This window comes from Tolypothrix tenuis PCC 7101, assembly GCF_963874875.1.
Taxonomy (GTDB): Bacteria; Cyanobacteriota; Cyanobacteriia; order Cyanobacteriales; family Nostocaceae; genus Aulosira; species Aulosira tenue.
The window spans coordinates 7966160-7988712 of sequence record NZ_CAWNJS010000001.1; the positions used below are offsets into that span (position 1 = coordinate 7966160).

Genomic DNA, 22553 nt, shown 5'->3' on the forward strand with positions numbered 1-22553 from the left:
TCGAAAAAGTTGCAATTGCCTCCAACTTAAGATAACAGTACAGGGACTATCTGTGTCTAGTTACGCCACATTATTGAAGTACCTACTGCCTCAGTTTCTGGTGGATATATTTTATGGCCTTTCAGTAGCGATGCGATCGCTTTTTTTAAATAATCTTGTCCAACACCTAGGGGGCTGTCAGGATGATCGTCAATCATGCCTTTGTAGCAAACAATACCTGTATTATCTATTAAAAAAGCCATTGGTGTTTTATTGGCACCAAAGCTGCGAGTAACATCTTGGGTAGGGTCCCACAGATAAGGAAAGTTTAATTGGTGACGCTGGGAAAAAACTTTCATATTGTCAAAACTTTCTGTTGGATGCCCAAAAGTTGCACTGCCGTTCATACCAATCAGTGTAAAACCGATGTTGGCAAATTCTGCCTGCATCTTTTTCAGTCTACCTAAATATAAGCTTACATAAGGGCAATGGTTAGACATTGAAACTACAGCAACTGCACGGAACTTGTTGAGGTAACGGCTCAGATGGTGTACCTGATTGTCAATCCCTGGCAACTCAAAGTCCGGTGCATAGCTTCCAACAGGAGTATCAATTGATTCAAGTATAGTCATTTTTTTCGGTACGGAGGTACTAGCAACAAAAAAAATTCGTCAAATTTCGCGTCACTTTCCTAGTTGCAAACTACTCCTTGGCAGATGCTTAATATGCAATAATTTTATAGATGAATTTAGTTATCGTAAATTGGGAAACTACTGAATCTACTACTGGTAATCATTCCCATAAATTCTTGCTAATGACATGAGAATTTTCACGTAATTACTAAATAAAGCTAATCAGTGCAGATCAGTTTAAACCGCTAAAGGCTGAAACTCAAGTTAGAAACTGCTATTACAGGTTCTATTTTTATTGGCAAAAATCTTTGTCAGAGCAATATTCGTCAAATTAGCCCCATCATTTTAGTTATTGGGTGTAATTGATTGCTTTGAATCTACGAAAAATTCAAATAATCATCTTGCAGGTAAATCAAATCCTATCTCCTATTTTCTTAATGGCACTTCTAAATAATATAAATTTAGCTTCAATACTCGTAGCTGTAACGACTTTAAATGACAAGTTCTCATCATTTTACTCTGTACAACCATAAAAGCAATTCAATTATTTATCTGCCATCACTAAACCAAGCTTTGAGGAAAGTATAAGCTTATAATTATATTCATTTATCAAGAGATAAATATAAACTAATTTAAAATATGAAAATTTACTGATGCCTTTAAATAATAATATACAACAAAATAGGTATTAAGAAACACTTATAATTTAAGTGTAAATACTAGATACGTTAAAAATTAGCCCTTACACTTAAAGTAATGCCTCTAATATCAAACTGGAGAATTTTGATAGACCAGACGATAGGAAATATTTATCTGGCTAACAATCTATAGTATGAAGAAATATGAAGTATCATCAATAACAACGGTACACCGTCACCAGCAAAATATGCTGTCTGTTAAGGGTTTCACAGTGTTTTTTCTGCTCCTGCATATAGAATCTAATTATTTTCAAAACTTCAAGATTTTTATAAAAATTCAACAAAGATGGCAATGGCAAAACAATCTAGGTCAGGTTCCAGCATTTAGTAAGTTCTATTTCACAAACTGCTTATGAAGACTTCTATCAATGGATTTACCGCAAGTAAAACTTGGGTTTGGCAAGAATTTTCCATTTCCTATCAAACTCAAGGAAGTGCTGGGCCAGCAGTTGTGATGATACATGGCTTTGGAGCCTCTTGGTGGCACTGGCGGCACAATATCCCCGTATTAGCTGCAAATTGCCGTGTTTATGCCATTGATTTAATTGGCTTTGGTGGTTCCGCTAAACCCAAGCCAGGCGAAAAAATTGCCTACACCTTAGAAAACTGGGGACAGCAAGTAGCAGATTTTTGTCGTGAGGTGGTAGGTGGGCCCGCTTTTTTGGTAGGAAATTCTATTGGCTGTATTGTGGCTATGCAAGCAGCCGTAAGCAACCCAGAAATAGCCTTAGGGGTAGCATTGCTCAACTGCTCATTGCGATTATTACACGATCGCAAACGGGTAAGTTTACCTTGGTCGCGTCGCGTGGGCGCACCCTTGCTTCAGCGAGTCTTATCTATTAAACCAATTGGCGAGTTCTTTTTTAATCAAGTTGCTAAACCAAAAACTGTACGGAAGATTTTGTTGCAAGCCTACGCTAATTCTGAAGCGGTAACAGACGAGTTAGTAGATATTTTAACTGCACCTGCCAGAGATCCGGGCGCAGTAGCAGTATTCTTAGCTTTTACCAGTTATTCTACAGGCCCCTTACCAGAAGACCTTTTACCTGTACTACCCTGTCCAGCAATTATGATTTGGGGAACAGCCGACCCTTGGGAACCAATAGCTTTAGGTAGAGAATTAGCCAACTACCCCCAAGTCCAAAAGTTTATTCCCCTCGAAGGCGTGGGACATTGTCCCCAAGACGAAGCACCAGAATTAGTCAATCCGATTTTATTAGATTGGATACGGGAGCGATCGCAGTATGAGGAGAATTAGGGATTGGGGATTGGGGATTGGGGACTGGGGATTGGGGACTGGGGATTGGGGACTGGGGACTGGGGACTGGGGATGAGGGAGATGACAAATTCAATTACCTATTACCTATTACCTATTACCCATTACCCATTACCCATTACCAATTATCATGCCCAATGCCCCATGCCCCATGCCCAACAAAGTCTGATTTTATTCCAGCCTGCCGAAAATTTGTAAATTTTAGAAAATAATTAAGTTAGGTCTAAATAATACAGGACTAATTAATTTCCGCATGGCAAATATTACTCAGTCTTTTCTTGAACGCTTACATAGTCCAGATGCACCGGTGATTGTCTTTGACGGTGCAATGGGTACTAATCTGCAAACCCAAAACCTGACGGCTGAAGATTTTGGTGGGCCCCAGTATGAAGGTTGTAACGAATACCTCATTCATACTAAACCGGAAGCTGTCGCCAAGGTTCACCGTGATTTTTTGGCTGCGGGTGCAGATGTCATTGAAACGGATACTTTTGGTGCAACTTCGATTGTTTTGGCAGAATATGACTTGGCGGATCAGACATATTATCTGAACAAGAAAGCCGCAGAATTAGCTAAGGGTGTAGCAGCAGAATTTTCTACGCCTGAAAAACCCCGGTTTGTAGCGGGTTCTATTGGCCCCACAACTAAACTCCCGACTTTGGGACATATCGACTTTGACACGTTAAAAACAGCCTTTGCAGAACAAGCAGAAGCGCTGTGGGATGGCGGAGTTGATTTATTTATTGTTGAGACTTGCCAAGATGTGTTGCAAATCAAAGCCGCACTCAACGGTATTGAAGAAGTATTTGCCAAAAAAGGCGATCGCCGTCCGTTGATGGTATCGGTGACAATGGAAAGTATGGGGACAATGCTGGTAGGAACCGAAATCAGCGCTGTCCTGACAATTTTGGCACCTTATGCCATTGATGTTCTCGGTCTCAACTGTGCTACTGGCCCAGATTTGATGAAGCCACATATTAAATATTTGGCAGAACATTCACCTTTTACTGTTTCTTGTATTCCTAACGCAGGTTTACCAGAAAACGTTGGTGGTAAAGCCCACTACCGCTTAACACCGATGGAATTACGGATGTCTTTGATGCATTTTGTTGAAGATTTGGGTGTCCAAGTGATTGGGGGTTGCTGTGGGACACGTCCAGAACACATTCAACAATTAGCAGAAATTGCCAAAGAACTAAAGCCGAAAGTTAGACAGCCTAGCTTAGAACCAGCAGCCGCATCAATTTACACCACTCAGCCCTACGAGCAAGATAACTCTTTCTTAATTGTGGGCGAACGCCTCAACGCCAGTGGTTCCAAAAAATGCCGCGAGTTGCTAAACGCCGAAGATTGGGATGGACTCGTTTCGATGGCGAGGGCGCAGGTCAAAGAAGGTGCCCATGTCTTAGATGTCAACGTCGATTATGTGGGGCGTGATGGGGTACGGGATATGCACGAACTAGTTTCGCGCATTGTCAATAATGTGACATTACCCTTGATGCTGGATTCCACTGAATGGGAAAAGATGGAAGCCGGGTTAAAAGTCGCTGGTGGTAAATGTTTACTCAATTCCACCAACTACGAAGATGGCGAACCGCGTTTCCTTAAGGTGTTGGAATTAGCGAAGAAATACGGTGCTGGAGTAGTAATTGGCACAATTGACGAAGAAGGAATGGCGCGCACCGCCGAGAAAAAATTTGCGATCGCTCAACGTGCCTATCGTCAAGCTGTAGAATATGGTATTGCTCCCGAGGAAATTTTCTTTGACACCTTAGCTTTACCTATCTCTACAGGGATTGAGGAAGATAGAGCCAATGGTAAAGCCACTATTGAAGCGATTCGCCGCATTCGCCAAGAATTGCCAGGATGTCACGTAATTTTGGGTGTTTCTAACATCTCTTTTGGTCTTAGCCCCGCCGCCCGGATTGTGCTCAATTCGATGTTTTTACACGAAGCGATGAGCGTGGGCATGGATGCAGCCATTGTCAGCGCTAGCAAGATTTTACCACTTGCCAAGATTGAACCACGCCATCAAGAAATTTGTCAGCAGTTGATTTATGATGAGCGGCGGTTTGAGGGTGATGTCTGCGTTTACGATCCTTTGGGAGAACTTACCACTGTGTTTGCGGGAGTGACGACAAAACGCGATAAAGGCGTTGATCAAAATCTCCCCATTGAAGAACGGTTGAAGCGTCATATTATTGACGGCGAACGCATTGGTTTAGAAACACAACTCAAAAAAGCCTTAGAAATCTATCCTCCTCTAGAAATTATCAATACCTTTCTCTTGGATGGGATGAAAGTGGTAGGTGAGTTGTTCGGTTCCGGACAAATGCAGTTACCCTTTGTGTTGCAGTCAGCGGAAACCATGAAATCGGCGGTAGCATACCTCGAACCTTTTATGGAAAAATCTGAGGCTGGGAATAATGCCAAAGGAACCGTCATTATTGCCACAGTGAAAGGTGATGTCCACGACATTGGTAAAAACCTAGTGGATATCATTCTTTCTAATAACGGCTACAAAGTAATTAATTTAGGCATTAAACAATCAGTAGAAAGCATCATTCAAGCTTACGAACAGCACAAACCTGATTGTATTGCTATGAGTGGTTTGCTAGTAAAATCTACCGCCTTCATGAAAGAAAACTTAGAAGTTTTCAACGAAAAAGGAATTACAGTCCCCGTAATTTTAGGTGGTGCAGCACTGACTCCAAAATTTGTGCATGAAGATTGCCAAAATACTTACAAAGGTAAAGTAGTTTATGGCAAAGATGCATTCTCTGATTTGCATTTCATGGATAAATTAATGCCAGCAAAAACTGCTGGTAATTGGGATGATTTGCAAGGATTTTTAGATGAAGTCGTCACAGATGAACCTGCAATTCAAGACTCATCCTCCAAAACTAAAACCTCAAAACCCAAAACTCAGCACTCAGAACTCAGCACTGAAATTGATACTAGACGTTCTGAAGCTGTAGCAGTAGATATTGAACGTCCGACTCCACCTTTTTGGGGAACAAAGTTATTGCAGCCTGAAGATATTTCTTTAGAAGAATTATTCTGGTATTTAGATTTGCAAGCCTTAATTGCCGGACAATGGCAATTCCGCAAACCCAAGGAACAAACAAAGGAAGAATATCAAGCTTTCTTAGGCGAAAAGGTTTACCCGATTTTAGAACAGTGGAAACAGAAGATTATCAATGAAAATCTGTTGCATCCTCAAGTAATTTATGGGTATTTTCCTTGTCAGTCTGAGGGCAATACTTTGTATGTTTACGATCCGAATTCTAGAGGCGCAGAGAATGCAGAGGTAAAAGCAAGTTTTGAATTTCCTCGGCAGAAGTCTTTGAAGCGGCTGTGTATTGCAGATTTCTTTGCACTCAAAGATTCGGGAATCATTGATGTCTTCCCTATGCAAGCGGTAACTGTAGGAGAAATTGCAACAGAATACGCCCAGAAGTTATTTGCAGATAATCAATACACCGATTATTTGTATTTTCACGGTTTAGCGGTGCAAGTAGCAGAAGCCTTGGCAGAGTGGACACACGCCCGCATTCGTAGGGAGTTGGGTTTTGCTGCTGAGGAGCCGGATAATATTCGAGATATCCTCGCACAGCGTTATCGTGGTTCCCGGTATAGTTTCGGCTATCCCGCTTGTCCAAATATTCAGGATCAGTACAAGCAACTGGCTCTATTGGAGACTGACAGGATTAACTTGTATATGGATGAAAGCGAGCAACTTTATCCAGAACAGTCTACAACGGCGATTATTACTTATCATCCAGTAGCGAAGTACTTTAGCGCTTAGACATTTAGTCTTGAGGGCTTAGTTTCGCACTCAAAGCGGAGATTGGGTTATTTGAAAAGTAACTCAATCTCTAATTATCCTCAATCTTGAGTAATTCTTTTTGAAACAGTTTTGCAACAATTTAGGATTAAAGGCTTAACTCTGAACTTATTCAGTTGTAAACAATAATAAAGTGGGAAACTAAAATTTTTTGTTAAATCCCTACTTAAAATTTTACATTTTAAGCATAAGCTTTTTACGTAAATCTTGTGTTAGTTTACAATATACGAATTAGTTTCCAACTCTATTAAAGTTAAACTTGAAACCATGCCGTTAAAGCCACAGCCAGGGCATCTGAGGCATCGTCTGGCTTAGGTATATCCTCCAAATTTAACTCTCTTGCCACTGCCTCTTGCACTTCATACTTTTCAGCATTACCATATCCCGTTAACGCTAGTTTAATTTGGGCAGGGGTAAACTCCACATAAGGGAGACGACGCTGTGCCAAAGCTAACATGATTACACCCCGTGCTTGTGCAACCAGAATAGTACTTGACATACGATAGAAGAATAATTTCTCGATCGCAACTAAGTCAGGTTGCAACTCTTCCATCAGGGTGTGCAAATCGTCAAATAAGGTACACAGCCGTTGTCCCATCTCCGCATTTGCGGGTGTACTAATTACGCCAAAATCAACCATCTGAACGGTTGTGTCTTGGATCTTGGCTTCATTTTTTTTGCAGTTAATTACCCCAAATCCTAAAATTGCTAATCCGGGATCTAATCCTAAAATGCGTTTTTCCATTAAATTCGCTTTTACTCAATAAATTGTGATCTGAGGGTAAATGCTGGCAACTTTGATGATTTACTCAAAGTCTATAGAGATGAAAATTTTTCATAAGTCTATACTTGGTATTTAAACCACTTAGTTACATTTTCTGTTAATTATTATTTGTCCCACTGCTCCCAACTAGCTATGTCAATCGGTTTTTTTAGACAAGCAATTAATTCTCTGCAACAGCAGTCACGCGGCCGCACTTCCCATCGAGTCAACCAATGGTTTAAGTGGTTATCCCCAGGTTTATCGGTTAAACGTTGGTTACTCATCAGTGTTGGAGGAGTATTGCTGGCGAGTTTGGGGTTAGCTATTTGGATTAAGCTGACCCCAATTTTTTGGACTATAGAATTACTTAAGGGGTTTCTGAGCTTTCTGAGTGACCTCTTACCCAACTATATTAGTGGCCCTTTGGTACTACTGTGTGGCTTGCTATTGCTGCTTTGGGGACAAACCCGCACTGTCGGCTCAATTACTAAGGTATTAAGACCAGAAGGTGAAGAAGAATTAATTGATGTACTGTTGGCACATCACCGCTTGTACCGAGGGCCAAAAATGGTGGTAATTGGTGGTGGTACAGGTCTTTCTACTTTGCTAAGGGGCTTAAAAACTTACAGCGCTAATATTACGGCCATTGTAACTGTTGCTGATGATGGTGGATCTTCTGGACGCTTGCGCCAAGAATTTGGCGTTCTACCACCAGGGGATATTCGCAACTGTTTGGCAGCGTTAGCAGATGAAGAAAAATTACTCACAGAATTATTTCAATATCGCTTTCGGGCTGGAGATGGTTTAAATGGCCATAGTTTTGGTAATTTATTTTTAACTGCAATGAGTGATATTACTGGGGATTTAGAACGGGCTGTGGCAGCTAGTTCTAAAGTCCTGGCAGTCAGAGGACAAGTTTTACCAGCTACTCTCAGCGATGTGCGTCTGTGGGCAGAATTAGCCGATGGTCGCCGGATTGAAGGTGAATCTAGCATTCCCAAAGCTGGGGGACGCATTGTGAAACTTGGCTGTATTCCAGCAAATCCGCCAGCTTTACCAGCCGCAATTAGAGCCATTAAAGAAGCTGACTATATTATTATTGGCCCGGGTAGCCTTTATACAAGCTTGATTCCGAATTTGTTAGTACCAGAAATTGCCGATGCGATCGCACAAACTGATGCTCTCCGCATCTATGTCTGCAATATTATGACTCAACCAGGAGAAACTGAAGGTTATACTGTTTCTGACCATATCAGAGCTATTGATGCATCTACAGGAGGAAGACGGCTATTCGATGCTGTGCTGGTACATAAAAAATCCCCCTCAGCTAAGTCACTCATCCGCTACGCTCAACAAAATTCCCATCCTGTCTTCCTCGATCGCGAAGCTGTCACCCAACTAGGACGTAGAATTGTGCCAGCGAATATTTTATTTGAAGATGAAACAGGTTGTGTACGACACAATCCCCAGAAACTAGCACGAGTTTTATTGCGGTGGTACAGTGGAGCGCATCATGGCAGATAAAACCAAAATTATCCTCGCCAATGCAGAAGCAACCCTAAATTTGGGTATTTCTCTGGGAAAATCTCTTCATGCTGGCAGTGTAATTTTACTCGAAGGTGATTTAGGTGCTGGTAAAACTACCTTAGTACAAGGCATTGGCCAGGGTTTAGGAATTACTGAGTCTATTGTCAGTCCTACTTTTACAATTATTAATGAATATACAGAAGGACGGCTACCTCTTTACCATTTGGATTTATATCGTTTAGAACCACAAGAAGTTGCCGCCTTAAACTTAGAAACATACTGGGAAGGCTTTGAGGTGACACCGGGAATTGTCGCCATCGAGTGGTCAGAAAGGATGCCTTACCAACCAGATAGTTATTTGAGCATTTATTTAACTTATGGCAATGAAGGCGATCGCCTTGCCGAAATTACTCCATACAATGTGGGGATCGGGGACTGGGGATTAGGGACTGGGGAAGCAGGGGGATAAGGAAGCAGGGGTGCAGAGGAAGCAGGGGAGAATTTTCCATTACCCATTACCCATTACCCATTACCCAGTCCCCAGTCCCCATTACCCCCCTCAATCAATTCCCCGTATCTGCTGGTACTGGATTCACTGTTGAACTTGGGGGAATTTGTTCAATGGGAATCAAGGCTTCCATGACAGCTTTGACAATTGGTGCAGCCACGGTGGAACCATAGGCGTTTTCTCCTTTTGGTTCGTCTACTAAAGCTAAAACTACATAACGAGGAGCTTCTACAGGTAAAATTCCCACAAAACTTGTGATTCTTGCCCCTACTTGGTAACCACCAGAAGCACTTGCTTTTTGGGCTGTACCTGTTTTACCTGCGATGCGATAGCCAGGAATTTGTGCTACTTTACCAGTCCCTTCCGAAACCACAGTTTCCATCATTTCTACTACCCGTTGGGTGGTTGCAGGTGAGAAAATTTGCCGTGGCATGGGACGATTAGGTAAATAATGCATCTGCCCTTTGCTATCAACTAGTCCTTTGACGACATGAGGCGTAACTAATTTACCGCCATTAGCTAAAGCACCATGCATTTGTACTAGCTGTAATGGAGTTAAAGAAAAGCCTTGACCAAAGGAAGTGGTTGCAGGTTCAATGGGTGAAGAAATAAATTCTTCTTGGCTTTTGAGGCGACTTCCAACTTCAAAAGGTAAATCTGTATCAACAGTTTGACCTAACCCCAAGCGTTCTAGCCAGTTGTAGTAAATATTGGGCTGTAATCTTTGGATAATTTGCACCATGCCAATATTGCTAGAATGTTGCAAAATTTGAGCAATATTAATCCGCCCGTAGCTTTTGTTCTGAGCATTTTTAATAATGCGGTCAGCTACTTGAATTGAACCAGGATCGTTAAAGGTATCGTCTGATCTAATGACACCATTTTCGAGAGCGATCGCGACATTTAAGGGTTTAAAAGTCGAGCCTGGTTCGTACAGATCCGCTACTGTCCAGTTTTTAAATAGTGAAATATCGGCTTTAGAATATTGATTTGGATCGTAACTAGGTTGGGAAACCAAAGCCAATAGGGAACCGTCGGCTGCATCCATGACAATTACTCCACCTCGTTTTGCACCAAACTTTTCCATCTGTTGTTTGAGTGCAGAACGAGCTGCCCTTTGCAACCTACTATCGATAGTTAGTTGTAATTGCAAGTCATCAAAGTGCAAAAATCCTTCTGGTGCATGATCTGGCATTAATGCACCATTTCCAGCACGACTTAAGCGCACCGTTTGCACAGAACGTTCGAGTAACTTCTCCTGACTATATTCGACTCCAGCCTGACCACGGCGGTCAAGATTAACATAACCTACGATATCAGCAGCTAAATCTTCTTGGGGGTAAAATCTGGCGTATTTTTGCACAAATTCAAACCCATTTAAATTTAACCGCATAAAGCGATCGGCAAGTTCTTCGGGTAATGCCGGAACTAATGTAATACCACTTTTTTTACTTTCAAATATTTTCACCAAGTCAGCAGCATCTTTATTTAAGATAGGTGCCAGCAGCTGTGCTATTTCTTCATTAGGTTTATCAAATAACTTGGGATGAGCAAAGACCGTATATACAGGACGGTCAATTGCTAACAAATTATTACCACGATCTATAACTGGACGACGGGGCATAAAAGGTCGCAAATTCACCATTTGTTGCTTGCGCGCCTTTTCTGTGAGTTTTGCTCCGTTAACTATTTGTAGTTGATACAAATTAATTGCTAAACCTAACCCTGCTGCCATCAATAAACCCCATGCGATCAACAGTCGCGTTCTCGTATTGGGTATTGGTTCTTGGCTGGTAGGAGTAGGCTTTTCTATTAACCCTCGTTGAGTACCCTTCCTCTGCCGGGTAAAATTGGCAGTCCGAAAATTTTGGAATTTACTTCTACTTGGTGACTTACGCATTTAGATTTATCCATGTCCTTTGCCATTAGTCATGAGCCACAAGTTTTATACCAATTCTCTCTAATAGAGCAACAGATTAAACCCTCTAAACATAGATTAAATCTGACTTTCATAATTACAAACTACGAATTACTTACGAAGAGCTACAAATTACAAATTACGAATTGGTATTAATCCTCATGACCAACGACTAATGACCATGACTTTTAAATTTAATATCCCAGCTGCGAGGAAGTTGGCGGCTGCGTTGGCAAATTAGGTGTGGTCTCAGTAGGTGTGGAATTAGGATTATTATTGGCAGGCGGCAAGAAAATTGTACGCGCTGGAGTTGGGGATACAAATCCTGCTGTGGGTTGTTCTGCTTCTTGCGCCATTTTATTAGTTAGGGTGGCGTTAGTTGTCGTCAACTGCCGTTCATGGCGTTGCAGGCTTTGCAATCTCCGATATCCCTGACTCCAAAGCTCTTGTGAATAAACTGTCCAACCATAAACCATGAGTGTTGTTGCTACTAACAAAAATGTCAGCACAGAGGAATAGCGATGTAATGTATAAAAGCGCAACAGCCACACAGGTAAATTGCTAGAGTTATTCGTTCCCGGCAACTTGAGGAAACCCAACCGGGAATTTTTATGTACAGTACTCGCAGTACTTAATTGCCCTTTGAGATTAGCAGTTTGTTGTTTACCAGACGGCATGGTAGTTGGCATAACCAAGCCATTTGTGGAACCAACAGATACATTTTTTGAGGAACGCCGTTGTCTTGTTGAGGGTACTGGTGAAGGTTCAACAGCAGGTTGAGACATTCTAGGCGCAGCTGAGTTTCTATATGCTGAACGCCTCTTCACTCCAGAAGGAGTAGAATCTCGTCGAAACCAATTACCCGTTGCAGAAACAGCTGATTTACGAACAGCAGCCATAACTTTTTCTTGAGGTGAAAAAACTGTATTTTAGATTTGGTTGTCTGTTTTTGCTAAGGTTCCAATCCCCCTTATGCAATCAGCACAAATAACACCCTAAACCCTTTTCAGTGTTTTGACAGGTAGCTGCACCAAGGTTTGCATCACTTGAGTATTGCAATACTAGCAATCAGCGAACTGCACCAGGACAACTGAAACCTTTGGGCATCGCCTCTAAAGTATGGCAATGCTGGGCAGCAAGCGGCAAGTGTCTGCGACAACATCACAATTTTTGGTATGATATCCCGAATTGCTACCTAATTATCCAAATCTCAACTGGAGTGATTAAGTTATCTTCTTGCTTAGTTAAGAGAAACTAATTACCCAAGCCTGCTGATAATGTTACCCTCAAGAAAAAATCTTTGATTGTATTGCCTGCAAAATATGTACCTCAAAGGATTTTAAAAAAAAGCAACAAATAGGGTATCGTATTCATCAGGCGAAAATTTTATCTTGCCATAAATGGTGAACGAGGAGTTATGAAAACAAAAATCTTTGGTTTGGCTTTAATGTTAAGTCTGGCAACATTTCTAGGTGCTTGTGAAGGTGGTGGCGGTGGTGGCGAAGGTGGTACTGGTGGTACTGCCACAACCAGTCCAGCAGCTACAGGCGAACCCACTGATTCTGGAACTGCAACCAAAGCCCCAACTACTACAGCGACTACCCCATCTACTGCAACTACTCCTGCAGCTACTCCAACTAAGACCCCCTAGTAGCTCGATCTTACTCAAGCTCAAAACAAGTTAGTAACTACGATGTTCACTGCATCGCTTGCGCTATGTAGTGGAGATTAATAACTAAGTAATCTCGTGTTGCTAAATGAAAACTTGAGTTAGCTCAAGTTTTTGTTAACTGAATTTCCAACATAGAGGGCATTGGTGAAGAGGTGTATTACTTTGAGCCAATGCCTTTCTATTCAATGATTTGGGTAATTCAGAGCTTTGACTATTAGAGTGCGCGCACTTTCTCTAGCCTAGATAGCGTTTAGCTTGCACGAAATTGGGAATTCTCAACAATCGAGCAGCTAACTCCCCTATATTTATTCTGAATCCTGCAAGATAGAAGAAAATATATCATTCAATCGTTAAGCATTATTTTCCAGCCCAACTTGCTCTCAACTATAAGTAAATTAAATATTCAAAATTGCATTCAAAATTTGTCAAAAATATATAAGTTGCTAGATATCGCGCTCGATAGGGTTTGAAAATATCAAAGTAGATAGAATCAAGCAACCCCAATCTCAGTTACAGGATTTGATTGCCAAAGCTAATGGGGATGGAATTAATTTCGTCTCTATTGTTTTTCCTCTAGTCCCGCTGCGAGGTGTTATGAAGCGGATCAAATTTTTCCTTTTGAGCATTAGTATCACCATTCTGGTGGGTTTAAGTAGCCATTGGGGGACAAAAGCAATGGCATTACCACCAGTAGAAGACATACCAGAAGAGATATTACGCACACAGATCATTATAGAAGCGCGATCGCCTGTTGATGGTAAACCGCTAACTGCCGCCGAATACGCTCAATTACAAGAGCAACTACAAGTCATCCCACCCCGACAGCTAGATCCCAAAATTCGGGATCAAATCTTCTTACTCAGAATACGTAAAGGCTTGCTCCAACTTTTCCCCTTTTTAGGAATTTAATACATTTGGTGTTTGGTGTTTGGGGTTTGCCAAAAGTCAAAAGTTATTCAATTATTTTCCCTAGTCCCCAGTCCCCAGTCCCCAATCCCTATTACCCCTTATCCCCAGAGGGGGCCCCGAGTTCCCCAGTCCCCAATCTCCCATTACCAATTACCCATTACCCATTTCTGATGTACGATAACGGTGGCGACAAAATTGCAAATAAATGTAAAGAATATATATATATTTTACAAAAGCCTTTTTAGTCAATCACTTTATTTCAAGTAGGTAGCTTTAATGTCCATGACCACGATCGCTCCTGAACAGGTTAACCGCATCGTTTGGAATCAACATCAAGACCCCTTTGAAGTACTGGGTTCTCATCTCATAGAGCAGAATGGCAAAAATGTCTGGGCGGTGCGAGCCTACTTACCAAATGCAAGTGCGGCTTGGGTTGTGATTCCACAGGAACGCAAAGAGTACCCAATGCAAACAGCCCACCATCCGAATTTTTTTGAATGCATTATTGAGACGGGAGAACTAGCAAATTACCAGTTACGGATTAAAGAAGGGGAACATGAGCGTGTCACCTACGATCCTTATGCTTTTAGATCTCCGCACTTAACAGACTTTGATTTACATTTGTTTGGTGAGGGTAATCACCACCGAATTTATGAAAAGTTGGGAGCGCACGTCACAGAAGTAGATGGCGTAAAGGGCGTTTATTTTGCAGTTTGGGCACCCAATGCTCGTAACGTTTCTCTGTTGGGAGATTTTAATAGCTGGGATGGACGCAAACACCAAATGCGAAAAGGCCCCACTGGCGTTTGGGAATTGTTTATTCCTGAATTAGGAGTGGGAGAACACTATAAATATGAAATCAAAAATTTTGAAGGTCACATTTACGAAAAATCCGATCCTTACGGTTTCCAACAGGAACCTCGTCCAAAAACTGCATCAATTGTCACTGACTTAGATAGTTACAATTGGAGCGATCGCGACTGGTTAGAAAAACGTCGACATACCGATCCTCTAACTCAGCCTGTGTCAGTTTATGAAGTGCATATAGGTTCTTGGTTACACGCTTCTACTGCGGAACCTGCAAAATTACCCAATGGTGAAACTGAACCTGTAGTTGTAGTTTCTGAACTTAAACCCGGCGCACGTTTCCTCACCTATCGCGAACTAGCCGAGAGACTTATTCCCTACGTTAAAGAACTCGGTTATACCCATGTAGAGCTTTTACCAATTGCAGAGCATCCCTTTGATGGCTCTTGGGGTTATCAGGTGACTGGCTACTATGCGCCCACCTCTCGGTTTGGTACTCCTGAAGATTTCATGTATTTTGTTGACCAATGTCATCAAAATGGCATCGGTGTGCTTGTAGATTGGGTTCCCGGCCACTTCCCTAAAGATGGACATGGTTTAGCTTTCTTCGATGGTAGTCACCTCTACGAACACGCTGACCCGCGTAAAGGCGAACATAAAGAATGGGGAACGCTGGTATTTAATTACTCGCGCCACGAAGTGCGTAATTTCCTAGTAGCAAATGCCCTCTTCTGGTTTGACAAATACCATATTGATGGTATTCGCGTCGATGCTGTAGCTTCTATGCTTTACCTCGACTATTGCCGTAAACCGGGAGAATGGCTACCTAATCAGTATGGTGGTAGGGAAAATCTGGAAGCTGCCGAGTTTCTGCGTCAGGTAAATTATCTAATTTTCAGCTATTTTCCTGGCGCGCTGTCCGTTGCAGAGGAATCCACTTCGTGGCCAATGGTATCTTGGCCTACCTACACAGGTGGTCTGGGCTTTAACTTAAAGTGGAACATGGGTTGGATGCACGATATGCTGGACTACTTCAGCATGGACCCTTGGTTCCGCCAGTTCCATCAAAACAATGTCACTTTTAGTATGTGGTACAACCACAGCGAAAACTTCATGCTGGCTCTGTCCCACGATGAAATCGTGCATGGTAAGAGCAATATGATTGGCAAAATGCCAGGGGATACATGGCAGAAGTTAGCTAATATACGTTGTTTATTTAGTTATATGTTCGCTCACCCAGGTAAGAAAACCATGTTTATGAGCATGGAATTTGGGCAATGGAGCGAGTGGAATGTGTGGGGTGATTTAGAATGGCACTTGCTGCAATATGAGCCACACCAACAGTTAAAACAATTTTTCCAAGAGTTGAACCACCTCTACCGCAGCGAACCAACCTTATACACCCAAGATTTTGCCGAACCTGGTTTTGAGTGGATTGACTGTAGCGACAACCGTCATAGTGTGGTTTCCTTCATTCGCCGTGACAAAGATTCAGAAAATTTTGTGGTTGTGGTTTGTAATTTTACACCTCAACCCCATTCTCATTACCGTATAGGCGTACCAGAAAAAGGCTTTTATACCGAGTTATTTAATAGTGATTCCCGTCAATATGGCGGTAGTAACATGGGTAACTTGGGCGGTAAATGGACAGATGATTGGTCATTACACAATCGTCCTTATTCCTTAGACTTGTGTTTACCACCTTTGGGAGTATTAATTCTCAAGTTGGATCAGGAGAAGACAGTAGCAGCTTTGGGGGCTTAAGGTATTGTCAAGGGTCAAAAGTTGTTTGCATAGACTTTTGACTCTTGACTAGGTAAAAGTTATTGCATAGACACCGATCATATAAAAAAGCGATCGCAAATTTGCGATCGCTTTCCCTTAAATATCTGATTCTCGGATCATCCCGACTCAGTACTATTGCACTAAATTAGTTGGGAAAGCACCAGGACGCACCGCAACACTGACATTTTGCCCATTGCGTCGCAACTCTAAGCGCACATCGCCACCAATTTCGCTATTATCTACAGCTTTTTGGATACTGCTAGCGTCTGTTACTGTTTGACCATTGAGTTTTTGAATCACGTCACCTGCACGAATTCCGGCTTTAGCTGCTGGTGAATTCGGCACGACTTTCACAACTAAAACACCTTTATCTTCTGCCACACTCAAACCACTATTAGGATCTGAGTTGATGTTTTGCTTTAATTCCGGTGTCAAACCCACCATTTGAATTCCCAAATATGGGTGTTGTGCTTTACCTGTAGCTATTAGTTGATTAGAAATACGTTGTGCTGTATTGATGGGGATAGAAAAGCCCAAGCCTTGCGCGCCTTGAATAATGGCGGTATTCATACCAATGACTTCACCACGGGAATTCAGCAAAGGCCCGCCAGAGTTACCGGGGTTAATTGCTGCGTCGGTTTGAATAAATTCAACTCGTTTATCAGACGCACCAATTTGATTGCCACTCCGTCCGGTAGCGCTGATAATCCCGGTTGTGACAGTATTATCTAACCCTAGAGGATTACCGATCGCGATCGCCCATTGTCCTGGTTGCAATTGGTCAGAGTTACCAAGGCTGACTGTTGGTAAATTATCTGCTTGAATTTTCACCACAGCAACATCTGTTAACTCGTCTTTGCCTAATACCTTACCTTGAAAACTGCGACCATCTTTGAGAATAACTGTCACAGTATCAGCACCGTCTACTACGTGGGCATTAGTCAAAATCCGACCATCTTTACCAATGATAAAGCCAGAACCAGTACCCCTTTGTACTTGGTTTCCTTGTGGTAGTTGAGAACCAAAGAAACGGCGGAAAAATGGATCGTTAAATTCTTCTGGTAACTGAGTTTTGACTGTGCGTGAAGAGTTAATTCGTACCACAGCCGGGCCTACTCTTTGCACTACCTCTGTGACAAAGTTGGGGTCTGTACCTGCTGTAATTGGAGGTGCAGCATTTACTGGACTAACTGCCAAATTCGATGCACTCTGAGATAGCTTTTGAGGCTGTCCAGCTAAATAGCCACCTGCCAATGTCATCCCAGATCCCAGCAGCACCAGCGAAAGAGAGGCAGCTGCCTTAGTCCAGGGTGCATGATTACGGTGTTTAGTACCAGATGTATTCAATGAATTGTTGTTTGAGAAATTGTCTCCGTCGCGTGGTTGGTTTTGCATTGCTGTCTGGAAGGATATTTAGATGTACTACTAATTATAGATATCGTTTTTGACGCTTTTGTTGCACGGATATTACTCTGGTGTGAAATAGTTCTTGATAGTAGAAATTATTTCCGTGTTTTTATGCCGTTGCTAAAACTAAATATTCACATCTAGCTTTAATTGCAACTATAAACAGCGATCGCAGCGATAGTTAGATTTACTACTAATTATAAAAATTGTTTTTGACAGTTCTGTTGCAGAGGTATGGCGCTGATGTGAAACAGCGCCGGAGTAGAATTAAAAAAACTGAGATATCTCAAACTTGCTGTGAGTGCGATCGCTTCTCAGCAATTTTATCTATAAAATTACTTCAACTTTGCGCTGTCCCACCACTTCCGGCGCACTTACTTTTAAGCTCATTTCTTGAGAACTTATAGTTAAAAATGGCTGACCTAAACCTATTCCCGCAAAAGGACTTTCTCGGGGAACCTCTAGCTTTGAACTAATCAAACCCAAGCGAGATTTCATTCCGACTGAAAATAATAATAAATCATTATTTATAGCACTGAAACCAGAAGCATCTAACGATTGCCGCCACGCCAAACTTTGTTGAGTGTAATTGAGAGTACACAACTTGCGGTTTCCTTGGCGAACAGTTACATTGTTTTCTTGCCATTCAAAATCAGCTAATTCTTTTGGTAATCCCCAAATTTCCCGACCTCCAGCTACCGAATCAACATGGTCTACATAAATATGGGAAATCCAACCGCCTATTTTACCCTGATAACTAACTACTGCAGGAACAACAATTAACTCGCTATACTCCAGCACTGAGTTAGAACCGTAATAGGATAAATAGACACTAGCAACAGTTTTACCAGGCCAGACAGAGATAATATCTAACTCTAAAGGAACTAAAGACCGCACTTGCTCAACATTGACTAAATGCAGAGTCTGCACAGCCTCGCCTTGCAGTATCCAAGGTGCTTGTGGATAGGACATAGTAATTCAAAATTCAAAATTCAAAATTAATTAGGGTGAAGGTAATACCATTTTGAAAAAAGAACGCGACAGATGAGTAGGGGCACGGCACCAGTAAGATATTTGACATACCAAAAGATTGCGGATGCCGTGCCCTTACAAAGAATTTATCTGTCGCCAACATTATTTGAATTGGTATAATTTACCTCTTTATTAATAGGTAGCAGTTGATTACCTAAAAAAAATCCCCACCCAGGCTAATGCTTAGGTGGGTAAGAAGAGTTAAGGATGCGATGTCTACGACGGGCTATGCCTACGCATCCTTAACCACCAGATCAATTACTTGCTTTCAGTGAAGTCAGCATCAATTACATCATCACCGCTACCGGAAGGAGGAGGAGTGGGGCCACCATCCGAAGGGCTGGGTCCACCAGGCGCAGCACCACCACCAGCTTGTTGATAGATGTTGCTACCAACTGCAAATAGTGCTTGTTGCAATTCAGGTGTCAGCTTCTTAATTTGCTCATCATCTTCCTTAGCTACTGCTTCACGCAGTTCTTTGACTAAACCTTCAACTTTGGTTTTGTCAGCTTCAGGAACTTTATCACCTAATTCTTGCAACTGCTTCTCAGCTTGGTAAGCCAAGGAATCAGCTTGGTTCTTACGTTCAATTTTCTCACGACGTTCTTTGTCGGAAGAAGCGTTTTGTTCAGCTTCTCTCACCATCCGGTCAACATCAGATTTATCCAAAGTGGAAGCACCTGTAATGCTGATGGATTGTTCCTTACCAGTACCTTTATCCTTAGCAGTTACGTTGAGGATACCGTTAGCGTCGATGTCAAAGATCACTTCAATCTGAGGTACGCCCCGTGGTGCTGAGGGAATACCATCAAGGCGGAAGGTTCCCAAACTCTTGTTGTCGTTAGCAAATTCCCGTTCACCTTGGAGAACATGGATTTCTACGTTGCTTTGACCATCCACTGCTGTGGAGAATACTTCCGATTTCTTGGTGGGAATTGTAGTGTTACGAGGAATAATCTTGGTCATCACACCACCCAAGGTTTCAACACCTAAAGATAGTGGTGTTACGTCTAACAACAAGATACCAGTAACATCACCAGCTAATACCCCTGCTTGAATTGCTGCACCAACAGCTACCACTTCGTCTGGGTTCACAGTTTGATTAGGATCTTTACCTAACAACCGCTTCACCAACTCTTGGACTGCGGGAATCCGGGTAGAACCACCAACCAAGACAACTTCATCGATATTGTCTTTAGTTAATTTGGCATCTCTAAGCGCATTTTCTACAGGGATGCGGGAACGGTCGATTAAGTCAGAACAAAGTTCTTCAAACTTAGCGCGGGTGAGGGTTGTATCCAGGTGCTTTGGCCCATCCTGGGTAGCAGTGATAAAGGGTAGGTTAATTTCCGCTTGAGTAACGCTAGAAAGCTCAATCTTGGCTTTTTCTGCGGCTTCGGTCAAACGTTGTAAGGCTTGTCTATCTTTGCGGAGATCAATACCTTCGTCTTTTTTGAACTGTTCGGCTAAGAAATCAACAATCTTCTTATCGAAGTCATCACCACCTAAGTGGGTGTCACCAGAGGTAGCTAGTACTTCAAATACGCCATCACCAACTTCTAGTACAGATACGTCGAAGGTACCACCACCAAGGTCAAATACCAGGATAGTTTCGTTGCTTTTCTTATCGAATCCGTATGCTAGAGATGCCGCAGTCGGCTCGTTGATAATCCGCAATACTTCAATACCAGCGATTTTACCAGCGTCTTTGGTCGCTTGACGTTGGGAGTCGTTAAAGTAAGCGGGTACGGTAATTACAGCTTGAGTAACTGTTTCACCAAGATATTTGCTAGCGTCTTCAACTAATTTACGTAGAACTTTCGCAGAAATTTCTTCAGGAGCAAATTGCTTACCAGCACCAGGAGAATCTAGTTTAACGTTACCGCTACTGCTTAATACCTTATAGGAAACTTCTGTAGCTTCGTTTGTAACTTCATCAAAGCGGCGACCAATAAAGCGCTTCACTGAATAAAAAGTATTTTCTGGGTTCATCACCGCTTGGCGTTTGGCAATTTGTCCTACCAAATTATCGCCATTTTTCGCAAATGCTACAACCGATGGTGTTGTCCGAAAACCCTCTGCATTAGCAATAACCGTGGGTTTACCACCTTCCATGACTGCGACGCAGGAGTTCGTTGTACCTAAGTCAATTCCAACTACTTTTGCCATTTTTAGCGCTGGCTCCGTATAACTACAAATGAATGGGATTATTAAGGACTAAATTTTTGAACCAACTGTGCTGAGAGAAGCAGCCAGTTCAGCATGAATACCTTTGGTTTGGTTTTCGGAGTTAAGACCCCATAATATGCTGATATATATACTGAGCTTATATAGCCAGTCCATTAAGGGGGGTTTCCCGAACCTTGATTGGGACGGTTAAATTTAAGAATCTATTTAGTTGGCTCATGAATTGATTTGCTTTCACTGTGTACTAATGTATGAGAATTAATACTTTCAGGAATTGGGGTGAACCGTAACACCAGAGTGGGGTTTGCCGTCTTTATAATGAACTACATGGCATTTTTTGGTTGGTGTTCGGTGTTTGGTAATTGGTAATAAGTGTTTGTCATTAATTATTTCTCCCCTGCTCCCTGCTCCCTTGCTTTTCCTAGCCTCCCTCATCCCCATCCGCCGATTGATTACGCTCTGAGTAAGTGACGCTAGACTAAAAATGTAAATAAATGTAACAAAACTAAATGTTTACAAACACGGAAACCATCACATTGGGGAAAAATGGCCCGATTGTTACACCCCTTTGCCTTGGAACTTGGGCATGGGGTGATAAACTTTTTTGGAATTATGGAGATGGCTACGGGCCAGAACAATTAAAAGAAGCATTTACAGCCGCGCTAGAAGCTGGCGTGACTTTCTTTGACACAGCAGAAGTCTACGGATTGGGAATCAGCGAAACTCTGCTGGGGCAATTTTTGCAAGAAACCCAGCAACCAGTGCAAATTGCTACAAAATTTGGGCCTCTACCCTGGCGCTTTACGGGACAATCTGTCTCTGATGCTTTAACGGAAAGCCTTAAGCGCCTACAATTAGAGCGAATTGAACTTTATCAAGTGCATTGGCCGTTTACCTTCTTTTTAAGCCAAGAAACACTGATGAACACCCTTGCCGATGAAGTGCAGCGAGGTAGAATTGGCGCAATTGGTGTAAGTAATTATTCCGCAGCGCAAATGCGAGAAGCACAACAAATTTTAGCGGCTAGAGGAGTACCCTTAGCAGTTAACCAAGTCCGCTACTCTTTGCTATCTCGTCAAATTGAAAGCCAAGGTATTCTTTCCACAGCGCGTGAATTGGGTGTGACAATTTTGGCTTATAGTCCTTTAGCCCAGGGATTGCTCACAGGTAAATACACAGCCAATGCTGGTGAAACCCCCACAGGTGCCAGAAAATTAGACTCACGATTTAGTAAAGAAGGGCTACAAAAAATTTCACCTGTGATTTCTTTACTACAAAAATTTGGAGAAAAATATGAGCGCACTCCTGCTCAAGTTGCTCTAAATTGGTTAATTGCTCAAGGTAATGTAATTCCTATCGCTGGGGTAAAAACAGCGCAACAAGTCAAACAAAATGCAGGCGCTTTAGGCTGGAGACTGAGCGATGATGAAGTGAGCGAATTAGAAAGAGTTAGTCGCCCTTGGTTGTAAAATTTTTTTGGCAAATAGCTAAGTTTGAGTTGCAATTTCAATTCTCAACTCAAAATTTTTAGTAATAATAATTCTCCAGAATTTGGCTGCAAATAATTGTTTTAATGCAGCAACAGGAGTAGGGGCGCAAAGCTTTG

Annotated in this window: 16 protein-coding genes; 9 read left to right on the forward strand and 7 right to left on the reverse strand. The window is 42.1% G+C overall.

The window, feature by feature from the left end; genetic code table 11:
• Positions 1-56: 56 nt before the first annotated feature.
• Complete coding sequence (locus AACU25_RS31430; protein WP_096582401.1) at positions 57-611, reverse strand: thioredoxin family protein; 555 nt, start codon at positions 609-611, stop codon at positions 57-59.
• A 1050-nt stretch (positions 612-1661) separates the two neighbouring features.
• Between AACU25_RS31430 and AACU25_RS31435 the strand changes: the two genes are divergently transcribed.
• The 3 genes from AACU25_RS31435 (at position 1662) to metH (ending at position 6393) form a co-directional block, all read left to right on the forward strand.
• On the forward strand, positions 1662-2567 hold the full coding sequence (locus AACU25_RS31435) for an alpha/beta fold hydrolase (RefSeq protein WP_096582405.1): 906 nt from the start codon (positions 1662-1664) through the stop codon (positions 2565-2567).
• Between the two features lie 81 nt (positions 2568-2648).
• Positions 2649-2783 (forward strand): hypothetical protein, encoded by a 135-nt coding sequence (locus tag AACU25_RS31440; protein WP_321206789.1) that lies wholly within the window; start codon positions 2649-2651, stop codon positions 2781-2783.
• Between the two features lie 64 nt (positions 2784-2847).
• Positions 2848-6393: a methionine synthase gene (gene metH, locus AACU25_RS31445; RefSeq protein ID WP_096584318.1), complete on the forward strand. Its 3546-nt coding sequence runs from the start codon at positions 2848-2850 to the stop codon at positions 6391-6393.
• A gap of 292 nt (positions 6394-6685) precedes the next feature.
• Here metH and ruvC read toward each other — a convergent pair whose 3' ends face one another.
• A complete protein-coding gene (gene ruvC / locus AACU25_RS31450; protein WP_045867713.1) occupies positions 6686-7177 on the reverse strand; it encodes a crossover junction endodeoxyribonuclease RuvC in 492 nt (163 codons plus the stop codon).
• 171 nt (positions 7178-7348) lie between these two features.
• On the opposite strand from ruvC, the gene AACU25_RS31455 reads away from it, so the two are divergent.
• Both AACU25_RS31455 and tsaE read left to right on the forward strand, forming a co-directional pair.
• Positions 7349-8719 (forward strand): gluconeogenesis factor YvcK family protein, encoded by a 1371-nt coding sequence (locus AACU25_RS31455; protein WP_096582409.1) that lies wholly within the window; start codon positions 7349-7351, stop codon positions 8717-8719.
• The gene (gene tsaE / locus AACU25_RS31460) at positions 8709-9191 is read left to right on the forward strand and encodes a tRNA (adenosine(37)-N6)-threonylcarbamoyltransferase complex ATPase subunit type 1 TsaE (RefSeq protein WP_096582411.1); all 483 of its coding nucleotides are present in this window, start codon (positions 8709-8711) and stop codon (positions 9189-9191) included. Before AACU25_RS31455 ends, tsaE begins: the two co-directional genes overlap by 11 nt.
• Positions 9192-9285: 94 nt before the next feature.
• On the opposite strand, the gene AACU25_RS31465 is transcribed toward tsaE, so the two are convergent.
• Together AACU25_RS31465 and AACU25_RS31470 are read right to left on the reverse strand one after the other, a co-directional pair.
• Positions 9286-11130: a peptidoglycan D,D-transpeptidase FtsI family protein gene (locus AACU25_RS31465; RefSeq protein WP_096582413.1), complete on the reverse strand. Its 1845-nt coding sequence runs from the start codon at positions 11128-11130 to the stop codon at positions 9286-9288.
• Positions 11131-11342: 212 nt separating this feature from the next.
• The gene (locus tag AACU25_RS31470; protein ID WP_096582415.1) at positions 11343-12047 is read right to left on the reverse strand and encodes a hypothetical protein; all 705 of its coding nucleotides are present in this window, start codon (positions 12045-12047) and stop codon (positions 11343-11345) included.
• 518 nt (positions 12048-12565) lie between these two features.
• On the opposite strand from AACU25_RS31470, the gene AACU25_RS31475 reads away from it, so the two are divergent.
• The 3 genes from AACU25_RS31475 (at position 12566) to glgB (ending at position 16300) form a co-directional block, all read left to right on the forward strand.
• Positions 12566-12799, forward strand: coding sequence for a hypothetical protein (locus AACU25_RS31475; RefSeq protein ID WP_096582417.1), 234 nt, complete (start codon positions 12566-12568; stop codon positions 12797-12799).
• A gap of 615 nt (positions 12800-13414) precedes the next feature.
• Positions 13415-13729, forward strand: coding sequence for a hypothetical protein (locus AACU25_RS31480; RefSeq protein ID WP_096584321.1), 315 nt, complete (start codon positions 13415-13417; stop codon positions 13727-13729).
• Between the two features lie 276 nt (positions 13730-14005).
• The gene (gene glgB / locus AACU25_RS31485) at positions 14006-16300 is read left to right on the forward strand and encodes a 1,4-alpha-glucan branching enzyme (RefSeq protein ID WP_096582421.1); all 2295 of its coding nucleotides are present in this window, start codon (positions 14006-14008) and stop codon (positions 16298-16300) included.
• Between the two features lie 153 nt (positions 16301-16453).
• Here glgB and AACU25_RS31490 read toward each other — a convergent pair whose 3' ends face one another.
• The 3 genes from AACU25_RS31490 to dnaK form a co-directional block, all read right to left on the reverse strand.
• A complete protein-coding gene (locus tag AACU25_RS31490) occupies positions 16454-17716 on the reverse strand; it encodes an HhoA/HhoB/HtrA family serine endopeptidase (protein WP_096582423.1) in 1263 nt (420 codons plus the stop codon).
• 339 nt (positions 17717-18055) lie between these two features.
• Positions 18056-18700, reverse strand: coding sequence for an acetoacetate decarboxylase family protein (locus AACU25_RS31495; protein WP_096582425.1), 645 nt, complete (start codon positions 18698-18700; stop codon positions 18056-18058).
• Positions 18701-19018: 318 nt separating this feature from the next.
• Positions 19019-20929 (reverse strand): molecular chaperone DnaK, encoded by a 1911-nt coding sequence (gene dnaK / locus AACU25_RS31500; protein ID WP_096582427.1) that lies wholly within the window; start codon positions 20927-20929, stop codon positions 19019-19021.
• Positions 20930-21456: 527 nt separating this feature from the next.
• Here dnaK and AACU25_RS31505 point away from each other — a divergent pair.
• Positions 21457-22416 (forward strand): aldo/keto reductase, encoded by a 960-nt coding sequence (locus AACU25_RS31505; RefSeq protein WP_096582429.1) that lies wholly within the window; start codon positions 21457-21459, stop codon positions 22414-22416.
• Positions 22417-22553: the final 137 nt, after the last annotated feature.